Source organism: Paenibacillus sp. FSL H7-0326 (assembly GCF_001955535.1).
Taxonomy (GTDB): Bacteria; Bacillota; Bacilli; order Paenibacillales; family Paenibacillaceae; genus Paenibacillus; species Paenibacillus shunpengii.
Window position 1 is genome coordinate 1 of sequence record NZ_MPVN01000014.1, and the last position, 20,917, is coordinate 20,917.

25 protein-coding genes and 2 pseudogenes are annotated in these 20,917 nt (G+C 39.9%); 8 read left to right on the forward strand and 19 right to left on the reverse strand.

Annotated features, from left to right (window positions below; translation table 11 throughout):
• Positions 1-87 precede the first annotated feature (87 nt).
• From BK126_RS28265 to BK126_RS28310, 10 genes are all read right to left on the reverse strand, one after another.
• Positions 88-492, reverse strand: coding sequence for a DUF2538 family protein (locus tag BK126_RS28265; protein ID WP_076315758.1), 405 nt, complete (start codon positions 490-492; stop codon positions 88-90).
• A 25-nt stretch (positions 493-517) separates the two neighbouring features.
• Positions 518-838 carry a hypothetical protein gene (locus tag BK126_RS28270; RefSeq protein ID WP_076315759.1) on the reverse strand — a complete coding sequence of 107 codons (321 nt, stop codon included), beginning with the start codon at positions 836-838 and terminating at the stop codon, positions 518-520.
• Between the two features lie 15 nt (positions 839-853).
• A complete protein-coding gene (locus BK126_RS28275) occupies positions 854-1,795 on the reverse strand; it encodes a tyrosine-type recombinase/integrase (RefSeq protein ID WP_076315760.1) in 942 nt (313 codons plus the stop codon).
• Between the two features lie 18 nt (positions 1,796-1,813).
• Positions 1,814-2,269, reverse strand: coding sequence for a DUF2538 family protein (locus BK126_RS28280; RefSeq protein WP_256703086.1), 456 nt, complete (start codon positions 2,267-2,269; stop codon positions 1,814-1,816).
• Between the two features lie 39 nt (positions 2,270-2,308).
• Entirely contained in the window at positions 2,309-2,683 is a 375-nt protein-coding gene (locus BK126_RS28285) for a YhjD family protein (RefSeq protein WP_076315762.1), read from the reverse strand.
• 24 nt (positions 2,684-2,707) lie between these two features.
• Positions 2,708-3,046 carry a hypothetical protein gene (locus tag BK126_RS28290; protein ID WP_076315763.1) on the reverse strand — a complete coding sequence of 113 codons (339 nt, stop codon included), beginning with the start codon at positions 3,044-3,046 and terminating at the stop codon, positions 2,708-2,710.
• 152 nt (positions 3,047-3,198) lie between these two features.
• Positions 3,199-3,423, reverse strand: a complete 225-nt coding sequence (locus tag BK126_RS28295; protein WP_076315764.1) for a hypothetical protein — start codon at positions 3,421-3,423, stop codon at positions 3,199-3,201.
• 144 nt (positions 3,424-3,567) lie between these two features.
• On the reverse strand, positions 3,568-4,143 hold the full coding sequence (locus tag BK126_RS28300; protein ID WP_076315765.1) for an ATPase: 576 nt from the start codon (positions 4,141-4,143) through the stop codon (positions 3,568-3,570).
• A complete protein-coding gene (locus BK126_RS28305; RefSeq protein ID WP_076315766.1) occupies positions 4,136-4,333 on the reverse strand; it encodes a hypothetical protein in 198 nt (65 codons plus the stop codon). Before BK126_RS28305 ends, BK126_RS28300 begins: the two co-directional genes overlap by 8 nt.
• Before the next feature lie 151 nt (positions 4,334-4,484).
• Positions 4,485-4,712, reverse strand: coding sequence for a hypothetical protein (locus BK126_RS28310; protein WP_076315767.1), 228 nt, complete (start codon positions 4,710-4,712; stop codon positions 4,485-4,487).
• A gap of 483 nt (positions 4,713-5,195) precedes the next feature.
• Between BK126_RS28310 and BK126_RS28315 the strand changes: the two genes are divergently transcribed.
• Positions 5,196-5,807, forward strand: a complete 612-nt coding sequence (locus BK126_RS28315) for a zinc metalloprotease (RefSeq protein WP_076315768.1) — start codon at positions 5,196-5,198, stop codon at positions 5,805-5,807.
• A 2-nt stretch (positions 5,808-5,809) separates the two neighbouring features.
• A complete protein-coding gene (locus tag BK126_RS28320) occupies positions 5,810-6,484 on the forward strand; it encodes a hypothetical protein (RefSeq protein WP_076315769.1) in 675 nt (224 codons plus the stop codon).
• A 71-nt stretch (positions 6,485-6,555) separates the two neighbouring features.
• On the opposite strand, the pseudogene BK126_RS28325 reads toward BK126_RS28320, so the two are convergent.
• Positions 6,556-7,944: pseudogene (locus tag BK126_RS28325) on the reverse strand (Tn3 family transposase); the annotation flags it as partial.
• 318 nt (positions 7,945-8,262) lie between these two features.
• On the opposite strand from BK126_RS28325, the gene merR1 reads away from it, so the two are divergent.
• The 5 genes from merR1 to merA are packed head-to-tail and all read left to right on the forward strand — an operon-like array spanning position 8,263 to position 11,255.
• Positions 8,263-8,661 (forward strand): mercury resistance transcriptional regulator MerR1, encoded by a 399-nt coding sequence (gene merR1 / locus BK126_RS28330; RefSeq protein ID WP_076315770.1) that lies wholly within the window; start codon positions 8,263-8,265, stop codon positions 8,659-8,661.
• Between the two features lie 14 nt (positions 8,662-8,675).
• A complete protein-coding gene (locus tag BK126_RS28335) occupies positions 8,676-8,945 on the forward strand; it encodes a hypothetical protein (protein ID WP_076315771.1) in 270 nt (89 codons plus the stop codon).
• Complete coding sequence (gene merT, locus BK126_RS28340) at positions 8,942-9,244, forward strand: mercuric transport protein MerT (protein WP_076315772.1); 303 nt, start codon at positions 8,942-8,944, stop codon at positions 9,242-9,244. Before BK126_RS28335 ends, merT begins: the two co-directional genes overlap by 4 nt.
• A gap of 17 nt (positions 9,245-9,261) precedes the next feature.
• On the forward strand, positions 9,262-9,600 hold the full coding sequence (gene merP / locus BK126_RS28345; protein ID WP_076315773.1) for a mercury resistance system substrate-binding protein MerP: 339 nt from the start codon (positions 9,262-9,264) through the stop codon (positions 9,598-9,600).
• Positions 9,601-9,614: 14 nt separating this feature from the next.
• Entirely contained in the window at positions 9,615-11,255 is a 1,641-nt protein-coding gene (merA, locus tag BK126_RS28350) for a mercury(II) reductase (protein WP_076315774.1), read from the forward strand.
• Positions 11,256-11,558: 303 nt separating this feature from the next.
• Here the strand turns inward: merA and BK126_RS28355 are convergent, their stop codons facing one another.
• The 5 genes from BK126_RS28355 to BK126_RS28375 form a co-directional block, all read right to left on the reverse strand.
• Entirely contained in the window at positions 11,559-11,816 is a 258-nt protein-coding gene (locus BK126_RS28355; protein ID WP_256703087.1) for a hypothetical protein, read from the reverse strand.
• A 1-nt stretch (position 11,817) separates the two neighbouring features.
• Positions 11,818-12,582, reverse strand: coding sequence for a ParA family protein (locus BK126_RS28360; protein WP_076315776.1), 765 nt, complete (start codon positions 12,580-12,582; stop codon positions 11,818-11,820).
• Between the two features lie 1,517 nt (positions 12,583-14,099).
• Positions 14,100-15,263 (reverse strand): replication initiator protein A, encoded by a 1,164-nt coding sequence (locus BK126_RS28365; protein WP_076315777.1) that lies wholly within the window; start codon positions 15,261-15,263, stop codon positions 14,100-14,102.
• Positions 15,264-15,628: 365 nt separating this feature from the next.
• The gene (locus BK126_RS28370; protein ID WP_076315778.1) at positions 15,629-16,465 is read right to left on the reverse strand and encodes an ArdC family protein; all 837 of its coding nucleotides are present in this window, start codon (positions 16,463-16,465) and stop codon (positions 15,629-15,631) included.
• A gap of 74 nt (positions 16,466-16,539) precedes the next feature.
• Positions 16,540-16,716, reverse strand: coding sequence for an aspartyl-phosphate phosphatase Spo0E family protein (locus BK126_RS28375; protein ID WP_076315779.1), 177 nt, complete (start codon positions 16,714-16,716; stop codon positions 16,540-16,542).
• Positions 16,717-18,086: 1,370 nt separating this feature from the next.
• On the opposite strand from BK126_RS28375, the gene BK126_RS29235 reads away from it, so the two are divergent.
• Positions 18,087-18,476, forward strand: coding sequence for a hypothetical protein (locus BK126_RS29235; RefSeq protein ID WP_143757814.1), 390 nt, complete (start codon positions 18,087-18,089; stop codon positions 18,474-18,476).
• Between the two features lie 462 nt (positions 18,477-18,938).
• Here BK126_RS29235 and BK126_RS28385 read toward each other — a convergent pair whose 3' ends face one another.
• The 3 genes and pseudogenes from BK126_RS28385 to BK126_RS28395 all read right to left on the reverse strand — a co-directional run.
• Positions 18,939-19,652: a cytochrome c biogenesis CcdA family protein gene (locus tag BK126_RS28385; protein WP_076315781.1), complete on the reverse strand. Its 714-nt coding sequence runs from the start codon at positions 19,650-19,652 to the stop codon at positions 18,939-18,941.
• 317 nt (positions 19,653-19,969) lie between these two features.
• Entirely contained in the window at positions 19,970-20,335 is a 366-nt protein-coding gene (locus BK126_RS28390) for an ArsR/SmtB family transcription factor (RefSeq protein ID WP_076315782.1), read from the reverse strand.
• Between the two features lie 83 nt (positions 20,336-20,418).
• Positions 20,419-20,790 (reverse strand): annotated as a pseudogene (locus tag BK126_RS28395) (dihydrolipoyl dehydrogenase); the annotation flags it as partial.
• Positions 20,791-20,917: the final 127 nt, after the last annotated feature.

Genomic DNA, 20,917 nt, shown 5'->3' on the forward strand with positions numbered 1-20,917 from the left:
TCGTTGGAAGTCTATTCAAAACTGGCAATCACTGATGCACAGCAGGAGTACAACGAGGTCATCAACAAATTTCCCATTTAATAACATCTACTTTGCGGGTGGTGTCAGCTTCGCTGGTACTACCCCAGTATACAATTCGACTGTTGATTGAATTAGACCACGATATGCACTGGAAAGTTGCCCGACGATTTCAGATTCAGAGTGATAACCATTTTCGTCGTTATCATCCTCTCCGATCCACTCGCCCCAGTACCATCCTATTGGCCCATCAGACTCACTCCAATTAACTCTGTAATAAATTTCTGGGTGAGAAACAACGTAACAAGCAGCCGCATATTCCGGGTTTTTGTAAGCATTAAATCTCTCTATAAGTTGAATGAAGTTTTCTCCGTGTTCCTTAGAAGCAAACCAAACGTTTCCCAACTTCATGCCTCTTTTGATAGGTTGTCCAGATTGTTCTTTTTCCGTTTTCATTTGATCTTTCATATCCATTCCATGCACTCTCCTATCCTATGAGCTATCGCCTATTCTTTTGGACTTTTTCCCGAGCTTGATCAATCGTATAACCCTGACGAACATAATGATTTTCTTCCACATACTCTATGTGCCGATCAACTTTTTCGGGCATTGTTTCTGGATTCCAACCTTCTTGAATAGCTCTTCGAAGAAAATTCAATGGTGATTTAACAGGCCGCGGTGACTGCCTCATAATGAGTAATAATTCCAATACTCGTTCAAAAGGTAGCGGTTTTAGCAATTCCATAATTTCGAAACTAGGATAAGTAAGTGTTGCCGTTTGATAAGCCAAAGCTATTGCCTTCACACTTCCTGTCTCCATAAATCAAATCCCCTTTCATTCAATTGAGGAAAGACTTTCTAAGGCTTCCCTGCGTTCCTGACTACTCGACTTTGTATAAACGCGAGTGTAATTCAGATTCGTATGACCCAAGATATCAGCCACCCTTTGAAGAGAATAACCAGTCTCTATAAGATCATGTGCGAGTGTATGACGAGGAACATGAGTAGTTAAGTCATTTATGCCTGTCTTTTCGCTTAATGTTCGATATAAGTATTCAATGCCTTGTTTAGTAAGGTTAGTGCCGCCTCTTGATGAAGTGAATAATTTTTTAGTGTCTGGATCGCCGCGCTCAGCCAACCATTCTGTTAGTGCCAAACGTAAATCTTTGTTCATTTCAATACGTCTGGCTTTTCCTCCTTTACCATCACGAACAAACAAATATCCCGTTTCAAATGAAATATCTTCCGGTTCCAGGTCAGTAACTTCACTTACCCGAAGTCCAGCATACAACTGTACATAGACAATCGCTCGATTACGTGTAAACTTCCAACGGTTCTTTTGCTCTAAATTTTTATCATCGACAACCCTGAGCAGTTTATTACGTTCAAAGCGCTCCAACCACCTTGGGTCTTGGTCGAAATCAGCAGCTATTTTTTGCGTTTTTACTTTCAATGCTGGATTACTTTTGATAAGTTCGTTTTCATTAAGAAACCGAAAGAAAGAGCGAATTGATTTCACAAAATTATTTACTGAACTGACCGAATAGCGTTTTGATTCTTCGTTTCCTCGCTGGTAAGTCGCTTCCTCAAGCAAATACTTTTTCCATGCATTCAAATCCCGGCCTGACACATTTACGGGATCAAACGTCTCGCTTTTCATTATCCGGTTGTGCCACTCGATGAAAATTTTTGCTACGGTAACATAGCGATCTACAGTATTTTTACTCGCTCCATCTTCGAAAAGCCATGCTTCAAATTCTTGTATGAGGTTAGTCATCGCATTCACGTCCTAATTTCAATTAACTTCACGATCTAACCGTACTAAAACTGCTTGCTGATAAACTTTGATCAATTCATTGTCCCAAGTTCCTAAAGCACTGCAAAGGTTAAAATCATCATAGCTACTGTTGAACAGATTGGCTCCCAAAAGTATCAATTTTCGATATCCGCTAGATAAAGTCGAATATGCATCTGTTTCAACTTCGTTTCCATTTTCGTCCTTCTCGTAAATCCGCTCAATAATGACTCGCTTCTCTTTTGTGAAATAGTCTTCTTCTTCAACTTCCCTAGTTTGAAATTTGTACATCCACTCCATGGGGCCTTCGTCACCAAACTTCCCATTAGTCCGGTTGTAAATTTCGGGTAATGCAAGAATATAACATAATGACTTATATTCTGGATCATTTACCGAATGATAAAATTCAACAAGCTTATAATAGTTGTTTTGATGGGCATCGTTTACAAAGTACATACCGTACACCTCCGTTTTCTCTTGCATTAACAGCATTATTCAATCTCTATCAATCCGATTAATATCTACGCCCAAATGATCTGCAAGCATAATCTCTGCGTCAGCCTTCACCTTGCCCCAAAGCATCGAAATGGAGTCTACATACCCTCTGCAAAGAAACTCACAATCGAGGGAATGAGGCGTTCTTTTCTCGTCAATTATTTTAATTCCCTTTTGCTTCATTCTCTGCCTAACAGAACGCTGCTGCTTTATAATTTCGTCTTGTATACTCTTTAGCTGCAATTCAAATATGTGAAGAAGCTTGAAGTCAGCTTCCTTCATTTTTTTGATGTTCAGCTCTAAAACATCAAGTAAGACTGGCAATTCCAAGTATGCTTTAACTAACGCCATGTCCTCTGCATCAGCTTTACGCATTTCCCCTCCTGAAATGATTCTGCATCAATTTAAAGACCGATACAGCTCAAATGTTGACTTATCAAGTCTGTTTGATGTCGTGTAATGATGTAAGAGAAATTCAAGCGCAGAAGAATTCTCGTTTAGATTAAGTTCTTGCTTGAGTGCGACAAATTTCCTCTTGTGATCCTGACCGATTTCTAAAGTCTCTTTCTCCAAACGTGCTTTCTCCATTTTTATCTCATGCTTATAATTCAGAAAATCTTTATGGATTTGAATTAAGCTTTCAATCACGCCATACGTTGTCTTTGCTTTAAGCTCATCTTTCAAGTTCTCTATCTCCACTTTCAATTCATCTGGAACCTGTATCGTTGATCTCGACACGTACACACCCTCCTTATAAAGTTGTTTTGATCCGTTAGTTACATGGACAGAGTTGTACTCAAGAAATCATTCCGGATCTCGCCGGTTCGATTCTTTTTGTGTACAAAAATAGATCTGAATCAGCTCACTAGGATTGTTTTTTGTGTACAGAATTAGATTGATTGTTGCCGATCAATTATTTCTGCCTTTTCACGATACTGTTTATCCTTCACAAGCGTTATCTTTTCATAAGAATCATCATATAGGGCCAATAAATAAGCGAGTGTTTCGGAATCAGTCTTGCACTTCAACGCATCCCGTACTGTACGTAATGATGCTTTGACTCCACTACTACAATCCACCCTCGGTCTTGCATCCTTAGAAGTTGTTCTAGCCATTAACACACCTCCTAATGGGTCTATTATGTATCATTTAGGGTCATAAAAAAACGATAAGGGGCCGCAACTTATCTCTCCAGTTCATCCTTGCTTCTAGGTTTCCGTTCCTCACGGTTGTCTTTTAGAGGTCTAAGCCGGTTCAACTTATCTGCTAAGTAAGTCAAACGAATGTCTCGCCCATTCAGGCAGCTTATCCACGAGATAATGTACTCGTCCTCTCTCATTGATTTCGAGTAATTGCGTGAACTCCGAAGTATTGTCAAACACGTATGTCCGATCAGCAATTTTCGAAGCAATAGCCAAATTTTTGAGTGACCGATCATAGCGTCGTCTAATGTCTTCCTCCGGTATGAAATGTCCTCCTTGAGCAACACGCATTTCAACACGGCTTATATGGTATTCAACATTCTTCAACCCCACATAATACAAATCAACCTCAAACCCGGATGCTTTTGCTTGTTCCATTTGACGAATAGCCGTTTTTCCTGAAAGAGTTGTCTCAATGGAAAAGCTTCTCCCTGAACGGATACACTCTTTAACACGGTTTAAAGTTTCCCTACCAGCTGCTGGTGAGACACTTTCAGGATTGTCAGGATTAATACTTTTAGCAATGGCGTCCGGGTCGATTACCTCTCCGATCCGACCGACTAACTGTTTAGTCAGTGTACTTTTACCAGCTCCATTTGTACCAGCGAAAACAGTCATGACAGGTTTATTCATGATAGGCTACTTCTTTTCGTCCTTCTGCCGTGAAAACGACTTTTGTTTTCTTACCATCTGGGTACTCCTTCACCATTTCCCCATTCTCTTCATAGACAGCTGGTACACCGTTTTTCCTAGCCTCTTCACGAGCTGAATGTGTCGCTTTCTTCAAAGCTTCTTTCAATTCATTCGTGGAAATTCGACTCATCAGTAATCGCCGCCTTTTCAAAAAAGTTATGTGTTGAATTTATATATTCATTTTACCACAGTTATGTATTGAAAAACAAGGTTTTCTGATGAATTTTCCATACATAACTTTTGTTATGTGTTGAAAAAACCGTCCCATTTGACAGGACGGTTTATGCCTTTATTATCTTCAATTTTAGAAATTTAAACAACATGTTTAAGAAAATAGGCAAGGACAATATAATCAATGCAAAAAATTTATCTCCCCAATTTGGAATAGAGGCTGAAAACAGAGTGTAGGCCATCATTCCAAACAAGCCTAAACGTGTTAAAAGCCCAATTAGATTTTTCATAGGATAAAGAAAGCTGGCGACCAGCACGATTATAATAAATTCCTGCATTCTTGCCCTCCTTTCTAAACGTTTCCTAATTATAACATTTATCTACGTCTAATTACATAGTCACCAAAGCCTTGTTTTACAAGTTACATAAACGTAAACGAATATCTCGCCTATACCGTAATCACCCCACCTATCATTCCCTAATTATTCTTCAAGGGATCAAACATACACATACGTACACATAAACGTTTACACCTACATATACGTATACGTATATGTTTACGTGTACGTAATGGTTTCATGATTTTACCATTCATTCTCTCAGCAGAACACATAATATAAACATATACGTTTGCGTACACGTTTACGTAAACGTATATGTTTATATATGATGACCAATCCAAAATATTTCGTTCTAAAGATCACTCAGACGCAACAGATAAATGGAATATATTAATAAAAATATAAGAAAGTAGAAACAAAACCAGCCAACTAGACGTCATATATATTGTAATGAAATTATATTCCATAAGGAGGAATACTGTGAGAAAAATTAAAAGTACTGTCAAAGTGTTAACTGTAGCATGTTCCTTACTTTTGTTATCATCCTCTCTTGCATTTGCTGATACCGGTACATCCCATATTAAAAAAGGGTCAATCTCTGGAGGGGCAAGCAGTCTTACTTATTGGTTAGATGCTTCAGTAGCTTCATACGGTTTTACCGGCTCTATTGATAATGGTGCAGCAAAATGGGATGAGTCTTCCAGTGGTATAGGATTTACAAAAATTACATCATCAACTAATGCAAGTATTAAAATCTTCATTGGTAATCATGATCTACCGGCAAACACTTATGGTGAAGCATCATACTGGAATTTGAGTGGTCAACAAGTTGGAGCAGGAGCTGTCACGGATGGATCATCATTTCAACAAGCGAGGATCATTTTAGATGCTGGGAACCAGAGCGATGCTAAATTCGAATCCTCCCATCGTTATAAAACGTCAGGTCACGAAATTGGTCATGTATTGGGTTTAAATCACTTTGAGAATGCGCCAGCACATTCAGGAGACCATTGGATGAAATCCGGTAAAATTGCCTTGACGTCACCTACATCTACTGACTTGGCACATGTAAGAACAAAATGGGGGTGGTAAGAATGAATAAAAAAGTAGTTCTGATAACTGCTGCTACAGCGTTGTTTATTGGAGTCGGAGGGTATGCCTATATAGATCATATTGAAGGCTCCAAACAAGTTACTGCTACAGTAACTCAGGGATCTAAACAAAATGTTGCACCTGTAACTAAAAACCAAGTCGTTCCTAATGAAATCAAAGAAGAGACAATTTCTGCTGATCATGCCATATTTGAAAATTACCAAGATGCCCTTTCTCTGTCGCAAGTAGTCGCAGAAGTAGTGGCAACTGATAATTCAGAGAATGTCATAACCGACGAGAATGGATTTACTACAGGACATACTCGTACTGAGGTTCAAGTAAATAAAGTTTTTGAAAATAAGAGCGGTAATGAAATTGGTGAATCAATTAATGTGCTCGAACCAACTTATATAGCTGAGGGTGAAGAAGGACCTACTAGGTTCAATTACGAAGAGTACACAAAAATGGAACCTGGGTTGAAATATGTTGTTTTTCTAGTGTGGAATGAGAAAAAACAAGGTTACTGGATCAGCTCACTGGAACAGGGGAAATTCAGCCTTGATAATTCCGATAAAGCTGAAATGTCATTATTAGCCGAAAATAGTCAATATGAAGTGCTGAAAAATGATGTAATTCAAACTCTATATGGTGAATCCGTAAATACTACAGATCAATAAGGGGTACCACCAACATTTTGACATAAAACCCACGTTAAGACATTTTTTACCATATAAAAAACCGATATCCTTTACTCTAAGGGTACCGGCTCAGGAGTGTATCGATCTAATGGTCTTAAAGAGTTGAGTCCTGTCATTTTTTTTATGTCAAAAGTATACTCTCCTAAGAAATTAATGTGTTCCCATCCTAATGGTGAAATATGTTTTATCATTTGCTCTCGTAGTATCCCTTTTTCACTTAGAACTTTTGTTGCTTCTGTGAGATAAACTGTATTCCATACAGTGATAGCATTAATGATGATATTTAATGCACTTGTACGTTGAAGCTGGTCTTGTAACGCTCTTTCCCTGAGTTCACCTCGTTTTCCAAAAAATAAGGCTCGTGCTAAGGCATTCATAGCCTCCCCTTTGTTTAACCCTCGTTGAATTCGACGACGTATTGCTTCATTTGAAATATAGTCTAATATGAAGATTGTTTTTTCAATCCTACCCATTTCACGGAGTGCTGTAGCCAAACGATTTTGCCTTGAATAGGACCCCAACTTTCCCATAATAAGTGAACCAGAAACTTTCCCTTCCCGAATGGAGTGGGCTAGACGTAAAACATCATCATAGTTTTCTAGAATAACCTTTGTATTAATACGCCCTCGTAGTAATTTTTCTATTGTTGGAAACTCACCAGGTTTATCTATTACATATAGTCGAGTATCAGACAGATCTCGAAGGCGAGGTGCAAAACGAAAACCAAGTAGATGGCTCAGTCCAAAAACTTGATCGGTATAACCAGCCGTGTCTGTATAATGTTCTTCAATATTCAATTCAGATTCATGATGCAGCAACCCATCTATCACATGAACTGCGTCACGAGCGTTGGTATTAATGACTTTTGTGTAGTAAGAAGAAAACTGATCACTTGTAAAGCGATAAATCGTAGCTCCTTTACCAGAACCATAATGAGGATTTGATTCTGCATGTAGAGAAGACACGCCAACTTGTACTCTCATACCATCTGAAGAGGAAGTACTTCCATCTCCCCAATATGAAGATAAAGCAAGCTGATGATGGAAATTCACAAGTGTTGCCTGAGCTTTATTCATCGCATCATCATAAAGACGCCACTGAGAAGCATGAGCCATTTGGTGATAGGTAATTCCGGGTGTAGCATCTGCCATCTTTGTTAAGCCAATATTTGTCCCCATCGCCATTAGCGTGGCCAATAAGATCGACTTTTCCTCTCCTTTGGGAGGACGGCTTGAAGAAGCATGAATAAATTGTTCATCAAAACCTGTCCAACTTGCAACTTCCATTAGCAGATCCGTTAGTTTTATCCGTGGCAACATGCTGTATAGGGATGAACTAAACGTCTTGGCTTCTTCTGGAGTATCCTTTTCGAGACGGTCAATGCGAAATTTTCCCTTATCTATACTGACACCCTCTAGTTCATCAACGTTATCGGACATCTCGGGCATATCCAAAAATTTTCCCCATTCTATTCCCCTCCTGAAATTAATTATTCCCTAATACGGATGTACCGTCAATTTTAGGGAAAAAGTTAAAGGGAATAGTTTAGGGAACGGTAAACAGTTCAAAACTATGTAAATATAAGCGTGCAAAAAAATTCCCTAAAACGTTCGTTATAGGGAAATGGTTTATAAACATTTCTTATGTTATCTTTCTTATAAAACTAAGAAAGTCTTAAATTAATTAAAGTTAAAATAACACTATCCTTGACCCTGTACTATCGTACAGGGTTTATATTATATATGAGGTGAAGTAAATTGGATTTTCGAGTTGGAGAAATCGCAAAGAAGTGTAACGTTAACAAAGAGACCATTAGATATTATGAACGTTTAGGCTTAATTCCAGAGCCTGATCGTACCGAAAAAGGATATCGAATGTATTCACAACAAACGGTCGATCGATTGAATTTCATAAAAAGGATGCAGGAACTAGGCTTTACCTTAAATGAAATTGACAAGTTGCTAGGGGTCGTCGATCGCGATGAAGCAAAGTGCCGTGATATGTATGATTTCACTGTTTTTAAGATAGAGGACATCCAGCGTAAAATTGAAGATCTCAAAAGAATTGAGAAAATGCTGATGGATCTTAAAGAAAGATGTCCCGAAAACAAAGACATTTACGAGTGTCCCATTATTGAAACATTAATGAAGAAATAAAGAGGTGAAACAGGTTGAAAAACACAATAAAAAGTTCAGGTTGGTTTATTATCGCCCTAATTACATGCCCGTGCCATCTGTTTTTACTGCTTCCGTTTTTTGCAGGAACGATACTGGGTTCATACTTCATGGAATTTAAAAATGTTATTTTCATTATTATGACTCTGTTATTTGTTTTTGCTCTTTTCAAGGGATGGAGAAAACTTGATCCAGAAACAAAAAACGAAACAAAGAAAGACACAACAACACATGATTGTTGCAGTATGGAGAGGTTTAAATCATGAAGGAAAAAGTGTCGCAAGTAGCCACTGTATTTTCGGCTTTTGTTATGGCTGCATGTTGCCTGGGTCCATTAATTTTCATTCCTCTTGGATTAACTGGGTTTGCAGGAGCATTAGCCTTTTACTCACTGAAATATCGGTTAATGTTCAGCATTGCTACCATCATCCTTCTTGCTTACTCCTTTTATATGGTTTACGGGAGAAAGGAAAAAAGAAAAAGTTCTGTCATTGGCTTATGGATTACGACGTTTTTTGTTTTCGGCATGTTTCTTTTTTTATTTCTAGTAGAAGGTGGACTATAAAAAATGAGGTGCTTTATATGAGTGTACAAATAATCAGGATTATGATGGTATTATCTCTTTTGCTGGTGGTTAGTGCGTGTAGTAACGAAAAAGAAGCACAAAATACTAAAGATGCTAAGCAGGAAGCAAAAGCTACCATTGAAACAACTAAAACAGGGACATTCACGGTCTTGGGGATGGATTGTTGCCCGCCATCTGTTGTAGAAAGGGTTCTGAAACAGGTAGATGGCATTAGCAAAACAGCCATTAAAGTCAATGGAAGCATGGGCGAAGTAACAGTTTCCTTTGATGATAAGAAAACGGATTTACAGGCAATTAAGACGGCAGTTTTGGATTTCGGGCTTGGAGTCGAGTAAAGGAGGGATTTAACATGAAAAAATTTCGAGTAAACGTTCAAGGAATGACTTGTACGGGTTGTGAAGAGCATGTAACTGTTGCTCTTGAAAACATGGGTGCAAGAGGGATTGAAGTAGATTTCCACCGTGGAGAAGCTGTATTTGAGCTACCAAATGGCTTTGAGGTTGAAACAGCGAAAAAAGCGATTGCTGAAGCGAAATATCAACCAGGAAAAACAGAAGAAATACAATCGCAAGAAATGATGCAGTTAGGTGATGAAGGTGATTATGACTACATCATCATCGGTTCTGGTGGGGCTGCCTTTTCATCTGCCATCGAAGCCGTGAAGTATGGAGCAAAAGTGGCAATCATTGAACGTGGTACAGTTGGTGGAACATGCGTGAACATCGGCTGTGTTCCTTCAAAGACTTTGCTGCGGGCTGGCGAAATCAATCATCTGGCAAAAAATAACCCATTCATCGGATTGCACACGTCAGCTGGCGACGTTGATTTGGCACCATTGATCAAGCAGAAAAATGAACTGGTGACCGACCTTCGAAACTCAAAATATGTGGATTTGATTGATGACTACGGCTTTGAATTAATCAAAGGCGAAGCGAAATTCGTGGATGAAAAAACAATTGAAGTCAATGGCATGCAGTTATCAGCAAAACGATTCTTAATCGCGACAGGTGCTTCACCAGCAGTGCCAAACATTCCTGGACTGGATGAGGCCGATTATTTAACAAGCACAACGCTGCTTGAATTAAAGAAGGTGCCTAAGCGTCTTACGGTCATAGGTTCTGGCTATATCGGCATGGAATTAGGACAACTCTTCCATAACCTAGGCTCAGAAGTCACATTGATGCAAAGAAGCCCGCGTCTGTTAAAGGAATACGATCCTGAAGTTTCAGAAGCAATCACGCAAGCATTGATAGATCAAGGGGTCAACTTAGTGACGGGAGCATCCTTTGAACGAATCGAAGAAGATGGAGACATTAAAAAGGTCCATGTTGAGGTCAACGGCAAAAAGCGAATCATTGAGGCAGATCAATTACTGGTTGCCACAGGAAGAACACCAAACACGGCAACCTTAAATTTACAGAAAGCAGGCGTTGAAGTAGGCCCAAATGGTGAAATCGTAATCGATGTTTATTCAAAAACAACGAATTCACGCATCTATGCAGCAGGAGATGTCACGCTTGGTCCTCAATTTGTGTATGTGGCAGCTTATCAAGGTGGAGTTGCTGCAGGAAATGCTATTGGGGGACTAAACAAAAAGCTGAATTTAGAAGTGGTTCCAGGGGTTACGTTTACAGCTCCAGCTATTGCAACGGTTGGTTTAACGGAGCAACAGGCAAAAGAAAAAGGCTATGAAGTGAAAACATCCGTCTTGCCTTTAGAAGCCGTTCCAAGAGCCTTGGTTAATCGGGAAACAACAGGCGTGTTTAAACTGGTGGCGGACGCGAAGACAATGAAAGTGTTAGGGGCTCATGTGGTAGCAGAAAATGCAGGAGACGTAATTTATGCAGCGACACTGACTGTCAAATTCGGTTTAACCGTGGAGGATCTCCGAGAAACCATGGCTCCATATTTAACAATGGCAGAAGGATTGAAGCTAACTGCTCTTACGTTTGATAAAGATGTATCAAAATTATCTTGTTGTGCAGGTTGATCACCTTTTTAGGAAGCCTTAATGTACGTCTTCAGTTAAAGAAAGCTTTTATAAAAGACGATTCTTCTCTTAACATAGAGATAATCGTCTTTTATATTCCAAAAAATGTCTTAGCGTGGGTTTTATGTCAAAATGTTGGTGGTACCCCAATAAGAAGTATATATGTAAAAAGGGGGGCTACTTCATAAGTTGTCATATGCTTATGTAATAGCCTCTTTTTTTATTTTGATTCTAAATGAATACGAAAATACATAAACGTATACGTTTATGTATACGTTTATGTATACGTTTACCACACCATAATTAGTTGTTAGTAGAGAAATAACGCCTTAATGCTTCGTTAATGATCCTTGTTTTTTCACCTCGACCATTTTCGACGCTCTCTCTATCCAGTCTTTTTTTCAATTCATTCTCTATCCAAACGGTATCCCTTTTGTGTAGTTCTTCAAACTTCTTCTTTTTAGGCTTAGGAGTCGTTGGAACTTCTGTAGAAGAATCTATAAGTTCTGGATGAACGCTGCTGCCCGATGTGCTTCTAATTTTGCTTTTCAATTCATCCATCTTAGACACGTTGAATCAGCTCCTTTACGAATTCTCTGTAGAGTTTCAATCCTTGATTTAATTCAGGGTTATCTTGAAAACCATTGATAGATAAACGCCCTATAGCAGCTGTACGGGTCATTATAGTTTCAAAGCATAGCTCCCCGTATTCTTCTTCTATTAACTCTATAAGCGCCTTATTATCGGTTCTCCTTGCATCTATGAGCGATCGAAGAATACCTGCAATTTTCATATCCTTATTGACCAGCTCCTGAACATGAATGCATGTTTCCAAAAAACGGCCAATTGCTGAGTAGCAAAATTTACTTGCTTCAAACATGGCAACGACTGCATCTGATGCAGCCAGTGCATTAATCGTCTGATCGCCTAAAGCAGGCGGCGTATCAATAATAATGTAATCATACTCACTCTGCACGTTCTCAAGTGTTTCCTTTAGCACCAACGATCTATTTCCTCGATAAGATTCATATAGCCATGAAGGAAAACGCGCTAAGTGATCTTCTGCCGTTAGAATGTCTAGTCCCTCAGTTACGTTATGTACATACTTACGAGCATCTTTTTCCTTTAGTGCCTCGAAAACGGTTCTCTCATGAAAGTTGTAAATATCTTGCTGCGTCAATAATTCGGTTAAATTTCCTTGAGAATCCAGATCAACTGCAAGAACTTTTTTACCGTACTCTTGGCTAAGAATATAAGAAACAATCCCGGAAGTAGTCGTCTTGCTTGAACCACCTTTTTGTATTCCAAATGAGATAACCTTTGCCATAAATATAGCCTCCCATACCATTTAATTGAGTTTATTATAACATGCACTTACGTATACGTAAACATAAACGTACACATAAGTGATTATTTCAAAAATAGCTCCAGTCTACAAGCTAGTAGAAGTAATGTTGTTGTGCCGCAGGTGCGGCAACAGGTGTGATATTGGGTCATTCCTCCACTCTCTGTTATGAATATTTCATATAGTGAAAAATCATAAACAGTGGGCCAACAACATTATACGTACTTCTACCATACTTTTATTAAAACCTGTGGAAAAGTCAGCTTCTCTCCTAGAGATATCCACACCCGTTATAAAAGGTAGCCGAGCTACGCTCGCCTTATTGATTAAAATCATCCTCCCCACGCCCGCCCCTGCATTTGTGTACTCGCAAATTAGCAGTTGACAGGCACTTGGGGTTGTGATAGGCGGGTGGTGAGCCTAAGGAAGCGAGCACACGCCCCCCTTATAGCCGAAATCGGCATATAAGAAGGGCTAGGCTAGGGTCAACTTTAGGCGTAACGGAGCCGCCGTCGGTCGCTTCGCTTTTACTGTCATCAACGTGCCCAGGTCGTGCTTTACCACGTGGCCGCATATGCTATTATGCGGAGCTCTGACAGCCAGCCTACGCCTTGCGGCGTACACGGACGGGAATATGGTCGATGGAGTCACATCGCCACTCTGGAGCGATTGCAGGGGCGCAATCAGGCGCGAATAAACAAGGCCATTTAGTTGGCTTAATCATCCCCAAGCAGTTAATTACAGGACGTCGCGCTGCCTACACCGTTTCAGGTTCGGACTTTTTCGCCGCAGGCCGCTTCCGGGGAGATCGGGACGACAAACCCGATGTGTGATCGCTTAGACCATTTTTTTATCGTCGTTTTGGGTGGCATTCTGCTTAGTTCTTAAAAAAGGCAATAAGAAACTAAGCCCTCGCATGTCCATTTTTTAAAAAAAGTGGGTGCGAACGCCGATATTTGATTTATAAAATTAGCCCCATGCTATGTATAGGAATAAACAAAAAAACTCTCAATTTCCGAAGCACACCTAAAAACGGCATCAGGAAAGAGAGAGTCCTTACTTTACTTTAAATTAAGGGATATAGTATAATTGCCCCATAATTTAGTAAAGGCTCATACTCTTGAGACGCTACAAAATGGCTTAGTTTGGCGACGGAGACATTTTGCAGTGTTGGTGTGTGGGCTTTTGCTATTTTTAAGGTCTTTTTTTGGAAACTTTGAACCTATTAATATCATACGTCATAGATTTAAATTTTGGCAAATTGCGACAGTATTCATTTTCCGTAGTCAGATGGATGTTTTTTTAGTGTTTTCCGTAGTCAAACGGATGTTTTGAATAGATTTTCCGTAGTCAAACGGATGTTTCGGAGAACTGGAACGATTTTGTAAGTAAATTCATGATTTTTGCCTTTTTTTTGATGCTTTTCCGTAGTTAAACGGATGTTTTACCTCATTCTCCGTAGTCAAACGGATGTTTTCAGCATAGAAAAAGACCCCTATCTATGAGGGGTCAGGGAAAAACTCTAATTGTTCTGGAATTAACTCTCTCGATTGAGATAATGTATTTAGGAAAACCGGGTTTTTTGTAACCGTCAAATAGCGATCATGCAACCCTTGTTTCTTTCCTTTAAACTCGAAGCGCTCTATAAAGCCTACTGCTTGCAGTTCGATACATGCGCTCTTGATTCGCTCAACAATTTTATAGACTTGCATGATCGGCTCGTTATCATCTATAAAGTGAAAATGACCAGCCAGCGTTTGAAGTTCAAACGTAACTGTAGATTCCTCGGGATAAGATGATACTAACCAGTATAGCCCTTGTGCTAAATACGATTTCAAGTCATTCATAAGAATAAGGGAAATGTCAAACAAATTCCCGACCCGATTAGCTTCAACTAACCATTCAGGCAGCTTAATTTGAAACTTATATTGAAAGTGGTTGGTCGTTCCTACCTTGCGTCTGAATATAATTTGATCTATTAAGCGAGTAAAGGCGATCTCTTCATATTCTGAATCCTTAGAGCGTTGATACTGTGTTAAGGTCACTTCTATTTTCATAAGCCTCATTAAGGCTTCCTGGATGCGCTTATAGTTTGCCGATCCATCCGTTAGCCCTAATTCATTCAATATATCAGCGTATTTCAGCTCAACATATGGTTTCCCGTCTATGTTCTGCTTGAACCATAGAGACTGTATAGCGCCCATTACACGGGCCTCATAAGTAGTTAGTACCTCGCCCGTATTGTTCTTAATATGGACAGAACGCACACCGTGTACAGTCGTTGTGGGCTGATTCGGTATGTTCTTCGGATTAGCAGAAAACAAAGCGTGCTGCGCTATATTCCTGTTAATGGGTACAACCTCACGCAAGTATTCCACTGACTTCACTTTTAACGCTCTTTCCAGAATTTCAACTTTAGCCTTTGCTCTGGCTGCATCGCTTTCATTGTCATGCTGCTGAGTCTTTACAGAATCAATGTATTGGTTGGCAAACATGAATAATGCCTTTGCTGGAACGATCTGAATAAGCTTTGTACTTAGCTCGTCCACTGTTTCCTGATAAATGGTCGCTGCCTTTAACGGATCACCGATTTTCCTTGTTCTCTTTAAAAATTCACTTGTTAGATCATCAAGACACAATTCAATTTCATTAAACTCCTTCATAAAACCTCCCACCGTTCCTATGTGCCTGTATTTATTCTTTATCAAGTAAAAGCAATCGCAAATGAATCCAATTCCCCGATCGGGTTCTTACGTATAGTCTACCATTTCTCAACTTGCCATTGGTATACATGGGAATCGCTTGTTTTTTCCTTTGAGTGTACATTGTACACACTCCTTTCAATGGCCACTTTTTTTAAAGCAAAATCCGTACACAGAATTCCGGAAACGTTCAAGCCGGCAGCTGATATTTTGAGTACAAAAATTCACCTTCAGGCGAGATCCAGGTTTCAGTTTTGTGTACAACAAAATAATGAACTTCCCCCATCCAACCGGGAATGGACCCGGTTGGATGGGGGACGCTCTGGTTACTCGGCAGCTGCCTCTTGGAAGGTTACCCCTAAAATATGATCTGCGGCCTTCTGTGCCTGTCCTGCGGCCTGTACAACTAACTTCTTATCATCTTTAAGCTTTCGCAACCAACTGCCCACATAGGCCGCGCTGTTCTCTATGGTGCTGTTATCAATACCAGCTACACCGCAAAGCATTGCCGCCCCGATCTCTGCCACCAATTCCTCTTTTCTGTAACTCTCATCCCCAAAGGCTGCAAGCTCGGTAATCCCTGAACGATTTAGGCGGCTTTCGTGGCCTGTACTGTGTACATGCTCGTGGAATAACGTGCTGTAGTATTCTTCTGGCTTTCTGTAATCACAGATAGGCGGCACGCTCACAATATCATCAGCTGGACGATAGAACGCACGCCCGGAAGCAAACCGGACAGGCGGAGCATCCTTGTACCCTTCACAAATCCGCTCTGCTGCTTCTATAGGATCGTGGTCGAATGTTTGATCATTCCTTTTACTCTGTAGCCCCTCACACTGTCTGTTGATCTCAAAAACTCTATAGTATCGGAGGAACGGGATTTTCACGGGTTCCCCGTCTTTATCTTCTTTCTCTAGCCATGTCCAAAACACGACAATTTCTGATTTTTCCCCTTTTTTGACTTTCCCGCCAGCTTCGTTAATTTGTTTGAAGCTTGCGTATTCGCCGGGTTCAAGTAGCAGGGTATTAATGCCGCGGTATGGCTTCTGAGTTTTCCAGTTTACAGCACCGCCAACCTTCCACGGTCTGCGCCAAGGTACAACCCCTTTTTCCAAAAGCTCTATCATACGATTTGTAATCATTTCATAGATTTTTTCACTCATGTTAACCTCTCCCTTATGTGTTATAATGGAGGGGCGAAGGGGTCTCAAATCTTCGCCCCGGCTCGTTTGTTCTGCTAAACAAACGGGCCTTTTGTCTGTCTTTGAACTTGTCGATCATACTCATTCAGCACTTTGTCCAACTTTTGCGATTTCTCCACAACTTCCATCGCCGTTAAACCCATCCGTTCCGCTAAATCAACGAGTTCTTTACGCAACTCTTCAATTTGATTACGCAACGCCTCAACGCTCATTTCGCCATCACCTCCTTTCAAAATTGCTTATTTAGAGTTGACTTTTTTGGCCCTAACCCTCATTCGGAACCGTTTGCCTGTCTAGCCCTAGCGGCGATGAGCGGAATCCTTTAAGGTTTGTGAGCAGTTTCTTGCTTGCTGTCTTGCCTTACCTTATGAAGTTTTCAAAGAGTAAAATCATTCGTATACCGTAGCCGTCGCAGATTTAAGATCATATAGGTTCTCGCAGGGCAAGGCTGCCCGAAGGGACGACAAAAATTATTTTGAGTGTACTTCTCAAAAAAATTTTTTCGCCTTGCCCGGAGAGGTTCTATATGATCCCATGCGACTAGATGGCTACGGTATGTGAATGATCTCTTTGAAAAACGGAATATGGTAAGGCTGCACGCAGGATACGTGCGAACGGGCCTTGTCTTTACTTCTTCGATCTTGCCCACAAGGTTTTATCTTCGAAAGGTCTACCCGAATAGGTTTAAGAACGATGAAGGAATGGAGCGGAGCGTAATGGATTCATGGTTCCCTTTGCTTCGTAGTACATGATGGGGTTTGTGGAGTGGAGTGAAACGGAGCGGAGCAATCCCCATGATGTATGAGCATTGCCCCAGAGTCTTTAGCTTCCCTGCTAGGCCCGTTAAGAATCCCAATGGAACCCGGGTGATTTTTCCGGGGTCGCTTGGGATTTAGGGCCGATGAACCGGGGGATTAAACACCTGTTTGCTTCACTTTTTTAGGTTTGATGTGTACGTATTTTTGTCCTGGTACTTTCTGCAGCTGATAAAATGTACACAGAAACTATCATGGCCGCGGATCTGAAGCCGATAATATGTGTACAGGACTGAATCTCTCACATAATGGGTATAATATTACTAGAAGGGAGCGTGAAGATATGGCAACAGTATTTACTATAGCCATCTTGTCTTTTGTAGCGTGGCTTCATGCGGTAATCCTGCGGATCAGCACGAGCAAAGAGGAATACAACAAATACGTTTTCGTATCCGCAATACTTATGTATCTATCCTGCAACTATATCCAAGCACAAACTTTTGAGCATAAGACAATATTCAATTTAGCATTTATCGTTTACTCCTTAGTATCAATTCCGATCCATATTTGGCTTATAACATCAAGGACGAAATCGAGACGAAATGCTACACATTAGCTCACCTAAAAGACGAAAGACCACCTGCATTTTGGGGCAGTACCAGCGTCGCTGACACCATTCAGTGTTTTATATTATGAGTGACTATTTTCTAGAAGAAAGTCTAGTAAAATAAAAAGGAGGAATTGGTTATGAATCTATTTAAAAAGGTATTACCTCTTGCATTGTCAGAGCATTACTGACCCCTGCCTTATCTGCAAGTGCAGATCAGTTGGGTGAAGGAAACGCTGTTAGCCAAGGAGAAACACAAACATTTGAAATTTCAGGTTTCTCAGACTCTCAACCAGCAACAGAATATGAACTACAAAAAGAAAGTACAGCTATTAGACATATCCCTGACCCATTAAATACTCGTAGCAATCAAGGATTGTTCGGAGATTCTCCAATTATAGCGCCGTTTGGCACATTGATGTCTTATAGTTTCTACGATTTAAAGCCAGGACATCACATTGTAAGTAATAGTTCCTTTTCGGTTGCATCTCCAGGTTCCATTTCTTTAACTCTAGTACAACACTATTATCCCTCAGTTCCGCCGCTGGGCAAAAGGGCATCCTGGATGCGGAGTATCCGCGCTGGAAAAGTAATGAGTTATCCGCTATAGAATTTATGAAGAAGCTAGAGCTGAAAAAAAACACTTTTTACAAGATTATAAGAGACTATGATGTTTTGAAGACAGCCTTCAGCAATAATCAAACAATCAGTCAATGATCTTTAATGAATATGGAGAGTGTATTCTATGAATTTTGTAAGGAGATTATTTAGGGAAGCAAGGATCGTTATTGAAAATAATGAAGGGCAGTTTTACATTTATTGGTCTATAAGCTATCTGAAGATATAACTGTTCCTATTCGTTAATTTATTGACGTAGTAGAAACTGAATCGGCTGCTAATCAGTCACCAGGCCCACAAAAATGATGGCGAAAATAACTAGATTTTTTGATGATTTCTTCTTATTATTCATGTTTCACCTCAGCTATTTATTCGTTTAGTTGCTTTTTTAAGATGCTTGCTTACTTGCCGTTTTATATGTTTATCACCGCCTTAACTCTATATCTTGACTACATCAAAAACCTGTAAACCCGCCGTATAGCCCGATTAACCATATGGTGATTTTGGTCATTTGATCTGTGTAAAGCAATATTCCGGTAAGAACCATCATCGCCCCGCCAATTTTCATCATTAGTGAAGAATATTTTGAGATCCATTTTAATCTGCCAATAAAAAAAGCCATAATGAGAAACGGAATCCCAAACCCTAATGTATATGCACTTATGTAACCCACTGCCTTCTCAGGATTTGTAACTCCCATAGCTAAAACGGCTGAAAGAATGGGTCCGATACACGGTGTCCATCCTGCAGAGAATGATAATCCAACTAATATCGATCCAAGATATCCTGATGGTTTATGCTTAAATTGAAACTTCCTATCTTTCATTAAAATCTGTAATTGAATAACTCCTAGCATGATTAATCCCATTACAATCACTAATAATCCACCTAATTTTTGAATCAATTCGCGATTATTCGAGAACAAATCTCCTACTAAACTGGCTGATAAACCTAATGCGAAAAAAATGACAGAGAATCCTAGCATAAAGCATATAGTATGAGCAAAAGCCTTCTTTTGCATGATCCCCTTACCATCCTTTAACTCCTTAACAGAAATTCCGGTAATGTAAGATATATAGGATGGATAGAGCGGAAGACAGCAAGGAGATATAAAAGACAAAAATCCTGCTACAAATGCTATCCATAGAGTCAAGTTCTCTGGGCCCATAGTTAACTTCCTTTCTACACTGAGAAGCCATCAATAATCGTAATTAATAGTTATTAAGTTGATTCGGTGAGTCATATACACCTACAGAAGTATATTACAAGCTAAAGATTACTGGTTGTTACAATTGGTTGTCAACTTACTGAACTGAACATAATATGTATATTTACCACTGGATTTTAGGACTCGACAAGGAAATGAACAAAAAAACGGGAAGATGGTCTGCACTCTAAATCTACCCGTTTCTATGTGTAAATTAAGAAATCACTAAATTTACAGATTCATTTGAACAGAACTGGTCCTCTTTGGATGATATAGGCTCAAAACTGAATACTTTCTGACTGATGGTCTACAGCTAGTTTTATCAGCTGCTTTAACTGCATATCTTCTAGTGAGTAAAACACAAGTTTTCCTTCTTTGCGGTATTTCGCAATCCCCATATTTCTAAGCAGTCGTAAATGATGGGATGCTGTCGCCATTGTAGAACCAATAATATTGGCCACATCACAAACGCACAACTCATCCTCATCGCATAAGGCATAAGAGACTTTTAACCGTGTAGGGTCGGCAATGACCTTGAAAATTTGGGACATATTTTGAAAATCATGATTACTCAACTTTGCTTTTACACGTCTCACTTTATCTTCGTCGTAACAAAATATATCGCAGGTATCCTCAGTTGACATGTGTAACACCTCAATCTCATACTCATTTGAGTATTATCATATTTCAGTTACAGATGGTTGTCAAAAAGCCAATGCGCTGCAAACTAAATATGAATAGGATGTCCAAGAGCAACTTCAGCTGCTTCTGCAGTCAGTTCACCAAGTGTTGGGTGAGCATGTATGGTAAGCGCAATGTCTTCTAAGGTTGAACCCAGTTCAATGGCTAATGCAATCTCCGGGATTAGATCTGATGCATTGGTCCCTACAATTTGTCCACCTAACACAAGACCTGTCTTCTTATCCCCTATTAACTTTACAAACCCTTCAGCTGAGGTCAAAGATAAAGCACGTGCGTTTGCAGCTAGTGGAAACTTACCCGTCAACACATCAAAACCTTGTTCTTTAGCTTCGTGCTCGCTTAGGCCGACCGAAGCAATTTCTGGATCAGAAAATACCACGGAAGGAATCACTTTATAGGGGTAGTACCAGCGAAGCTGACACCACCCGCAAAGTATATGGGCAAATATGTAAATCAGTAATTCTAGGATCTTATTTCCCTCGATCCTTTACCTTTTCGCCGCGCTAGACATTCTATGACAGGTA

Coding starts and splice junctions, on each gene's coding strand:
- BK126_RS28265 (WP_076315758.1), bottom strand. CDS start 492: ATGGATATGAAAGATCAAATGAAAACGGAAAAAGAACAATCTGGACAA.
- BK126_RS28270 (WP_076315759.1), bottom strand. CDS start 838: ATGGAGACAGGAAGTGTGAAGGCAATAGCTTTGGCTTATCAAACGGCA.
- BK126_RS28275 (WP_076315760.1), bottom strand. CDS start 1,795: ATGACTAACCTCATACAAGAATTTGAAGCATGGCTTTTCGAAGATGGA.
- BK126_RS28280 (WP_256703086.1), bottom strand. CDS start 2,269: ATGTACTTTGTAAACGATGCCCATCAAAACAACTATTATAAGCTTGTT.
- BK126_RS28285 (WP_076315762.1), bottom strand. CDS start 2,683: ATGCGTAAAGCTGATGCAGAGGACATGGCGTTAGTTAAAGCATACTTG.
- BK126_RS28295 (WP_076315764.1), bottom strand. CDS start 3,423: ATGGCTAGAACAACTTCTAAGGATGCAAGACCGAGGGTGGATTGTAGT.
- BK126_RS28300 (WP_076315765.1), bottom strand. CDS start 4,143: ATGAATAAACCTGTCATGACTGTTTTCGCTGGTACAAATGGAGCTGGT.
- BK126_RS28305 (WP_076315766.1), bottom strand. CDS start 4,333: ATGAGTCGAATTTCCACGAATGAATTGAAAGAAGCTTTGAAGAAAGCG.
- BK126_RS28310 (WP_076315767.1), bottom strand. CDS start 4,712: ATGCAGGAATTTATTATAATCGTGCTGGTCGCCAGCTTTCTTTATCCT.
- BK126_RS28320 (WP_076315769.1), top strand. CDS start 5,810: ATGAATAAAAAAGTAGTTCTGATAACTGCTGCTACAGCGTTGTTTATT.
- merT (WP_076315772.1), top strand. CDS start 8,942: ATGAAGGAAAAAGTGTCGCAAGTAGCCACTGTATTTTCGGCTTTTGTT.
- merP (WP_076315773.1), top strand. CDS start 9,262: ATGAGTGTACAAATAATCAGGATTATGATGGTATTATCTCTTTTGCTG.
- merA (WP_076315774.1), top strand. CDS start 9,615: ATGAAAAAATTTCGAGTAAACGTTCAAGGAATGACTTGTACGGGTTGT.
- BK126_RS28355 (WP_256703087.1), bottom strand. CDS start 11,816: ATGGATGAATTGAAAAGCAAAATTAGAAGCACATCGGGCAGCAGCGTT.
- BK126_RS28360 (WP_076315776.1), bottom strand. CDS start 12,582: ATGGCAAAGGTTATCTCATTTGGAATACAAAAAGGTGGTTCAAGCAAG.
- BK126_RS28365 (WP_076315777.1), bottom strand. CDS start 15,263: ATGAAGGAGTTTAATGAAATTGAATTGTGTCTTGATGATCTAACAAGT.
- BK126_RS28370 (WP_076315778.1), bottom strand. CDS start 16,465: ATGAGTGAAAAAATCTATGAAATGATTACAAATCGTATGATAGAGCTT.
- BK126_RS28375 (WP_076315779.1), bottom strand. CDS start 16,716: ATGAGCGTTGAGGCGTTGCGTAATCAAATTGAAGAGTTGCGTAAAGAA.
- BK126_RS28385 (WP_076315781.1), bottom strand. CDS start 19,652: ATGGGCCCAGAGAACTTGACTCTATGGATAGCATTTGTAGCAGGATTT.
- BK126_RS28390 (WP_076315782.1), bottom strand. CDS start 20,335: ATGTCAACTGAGGATACCTGCGATATATTTTGTTACGACGAAGATAAA.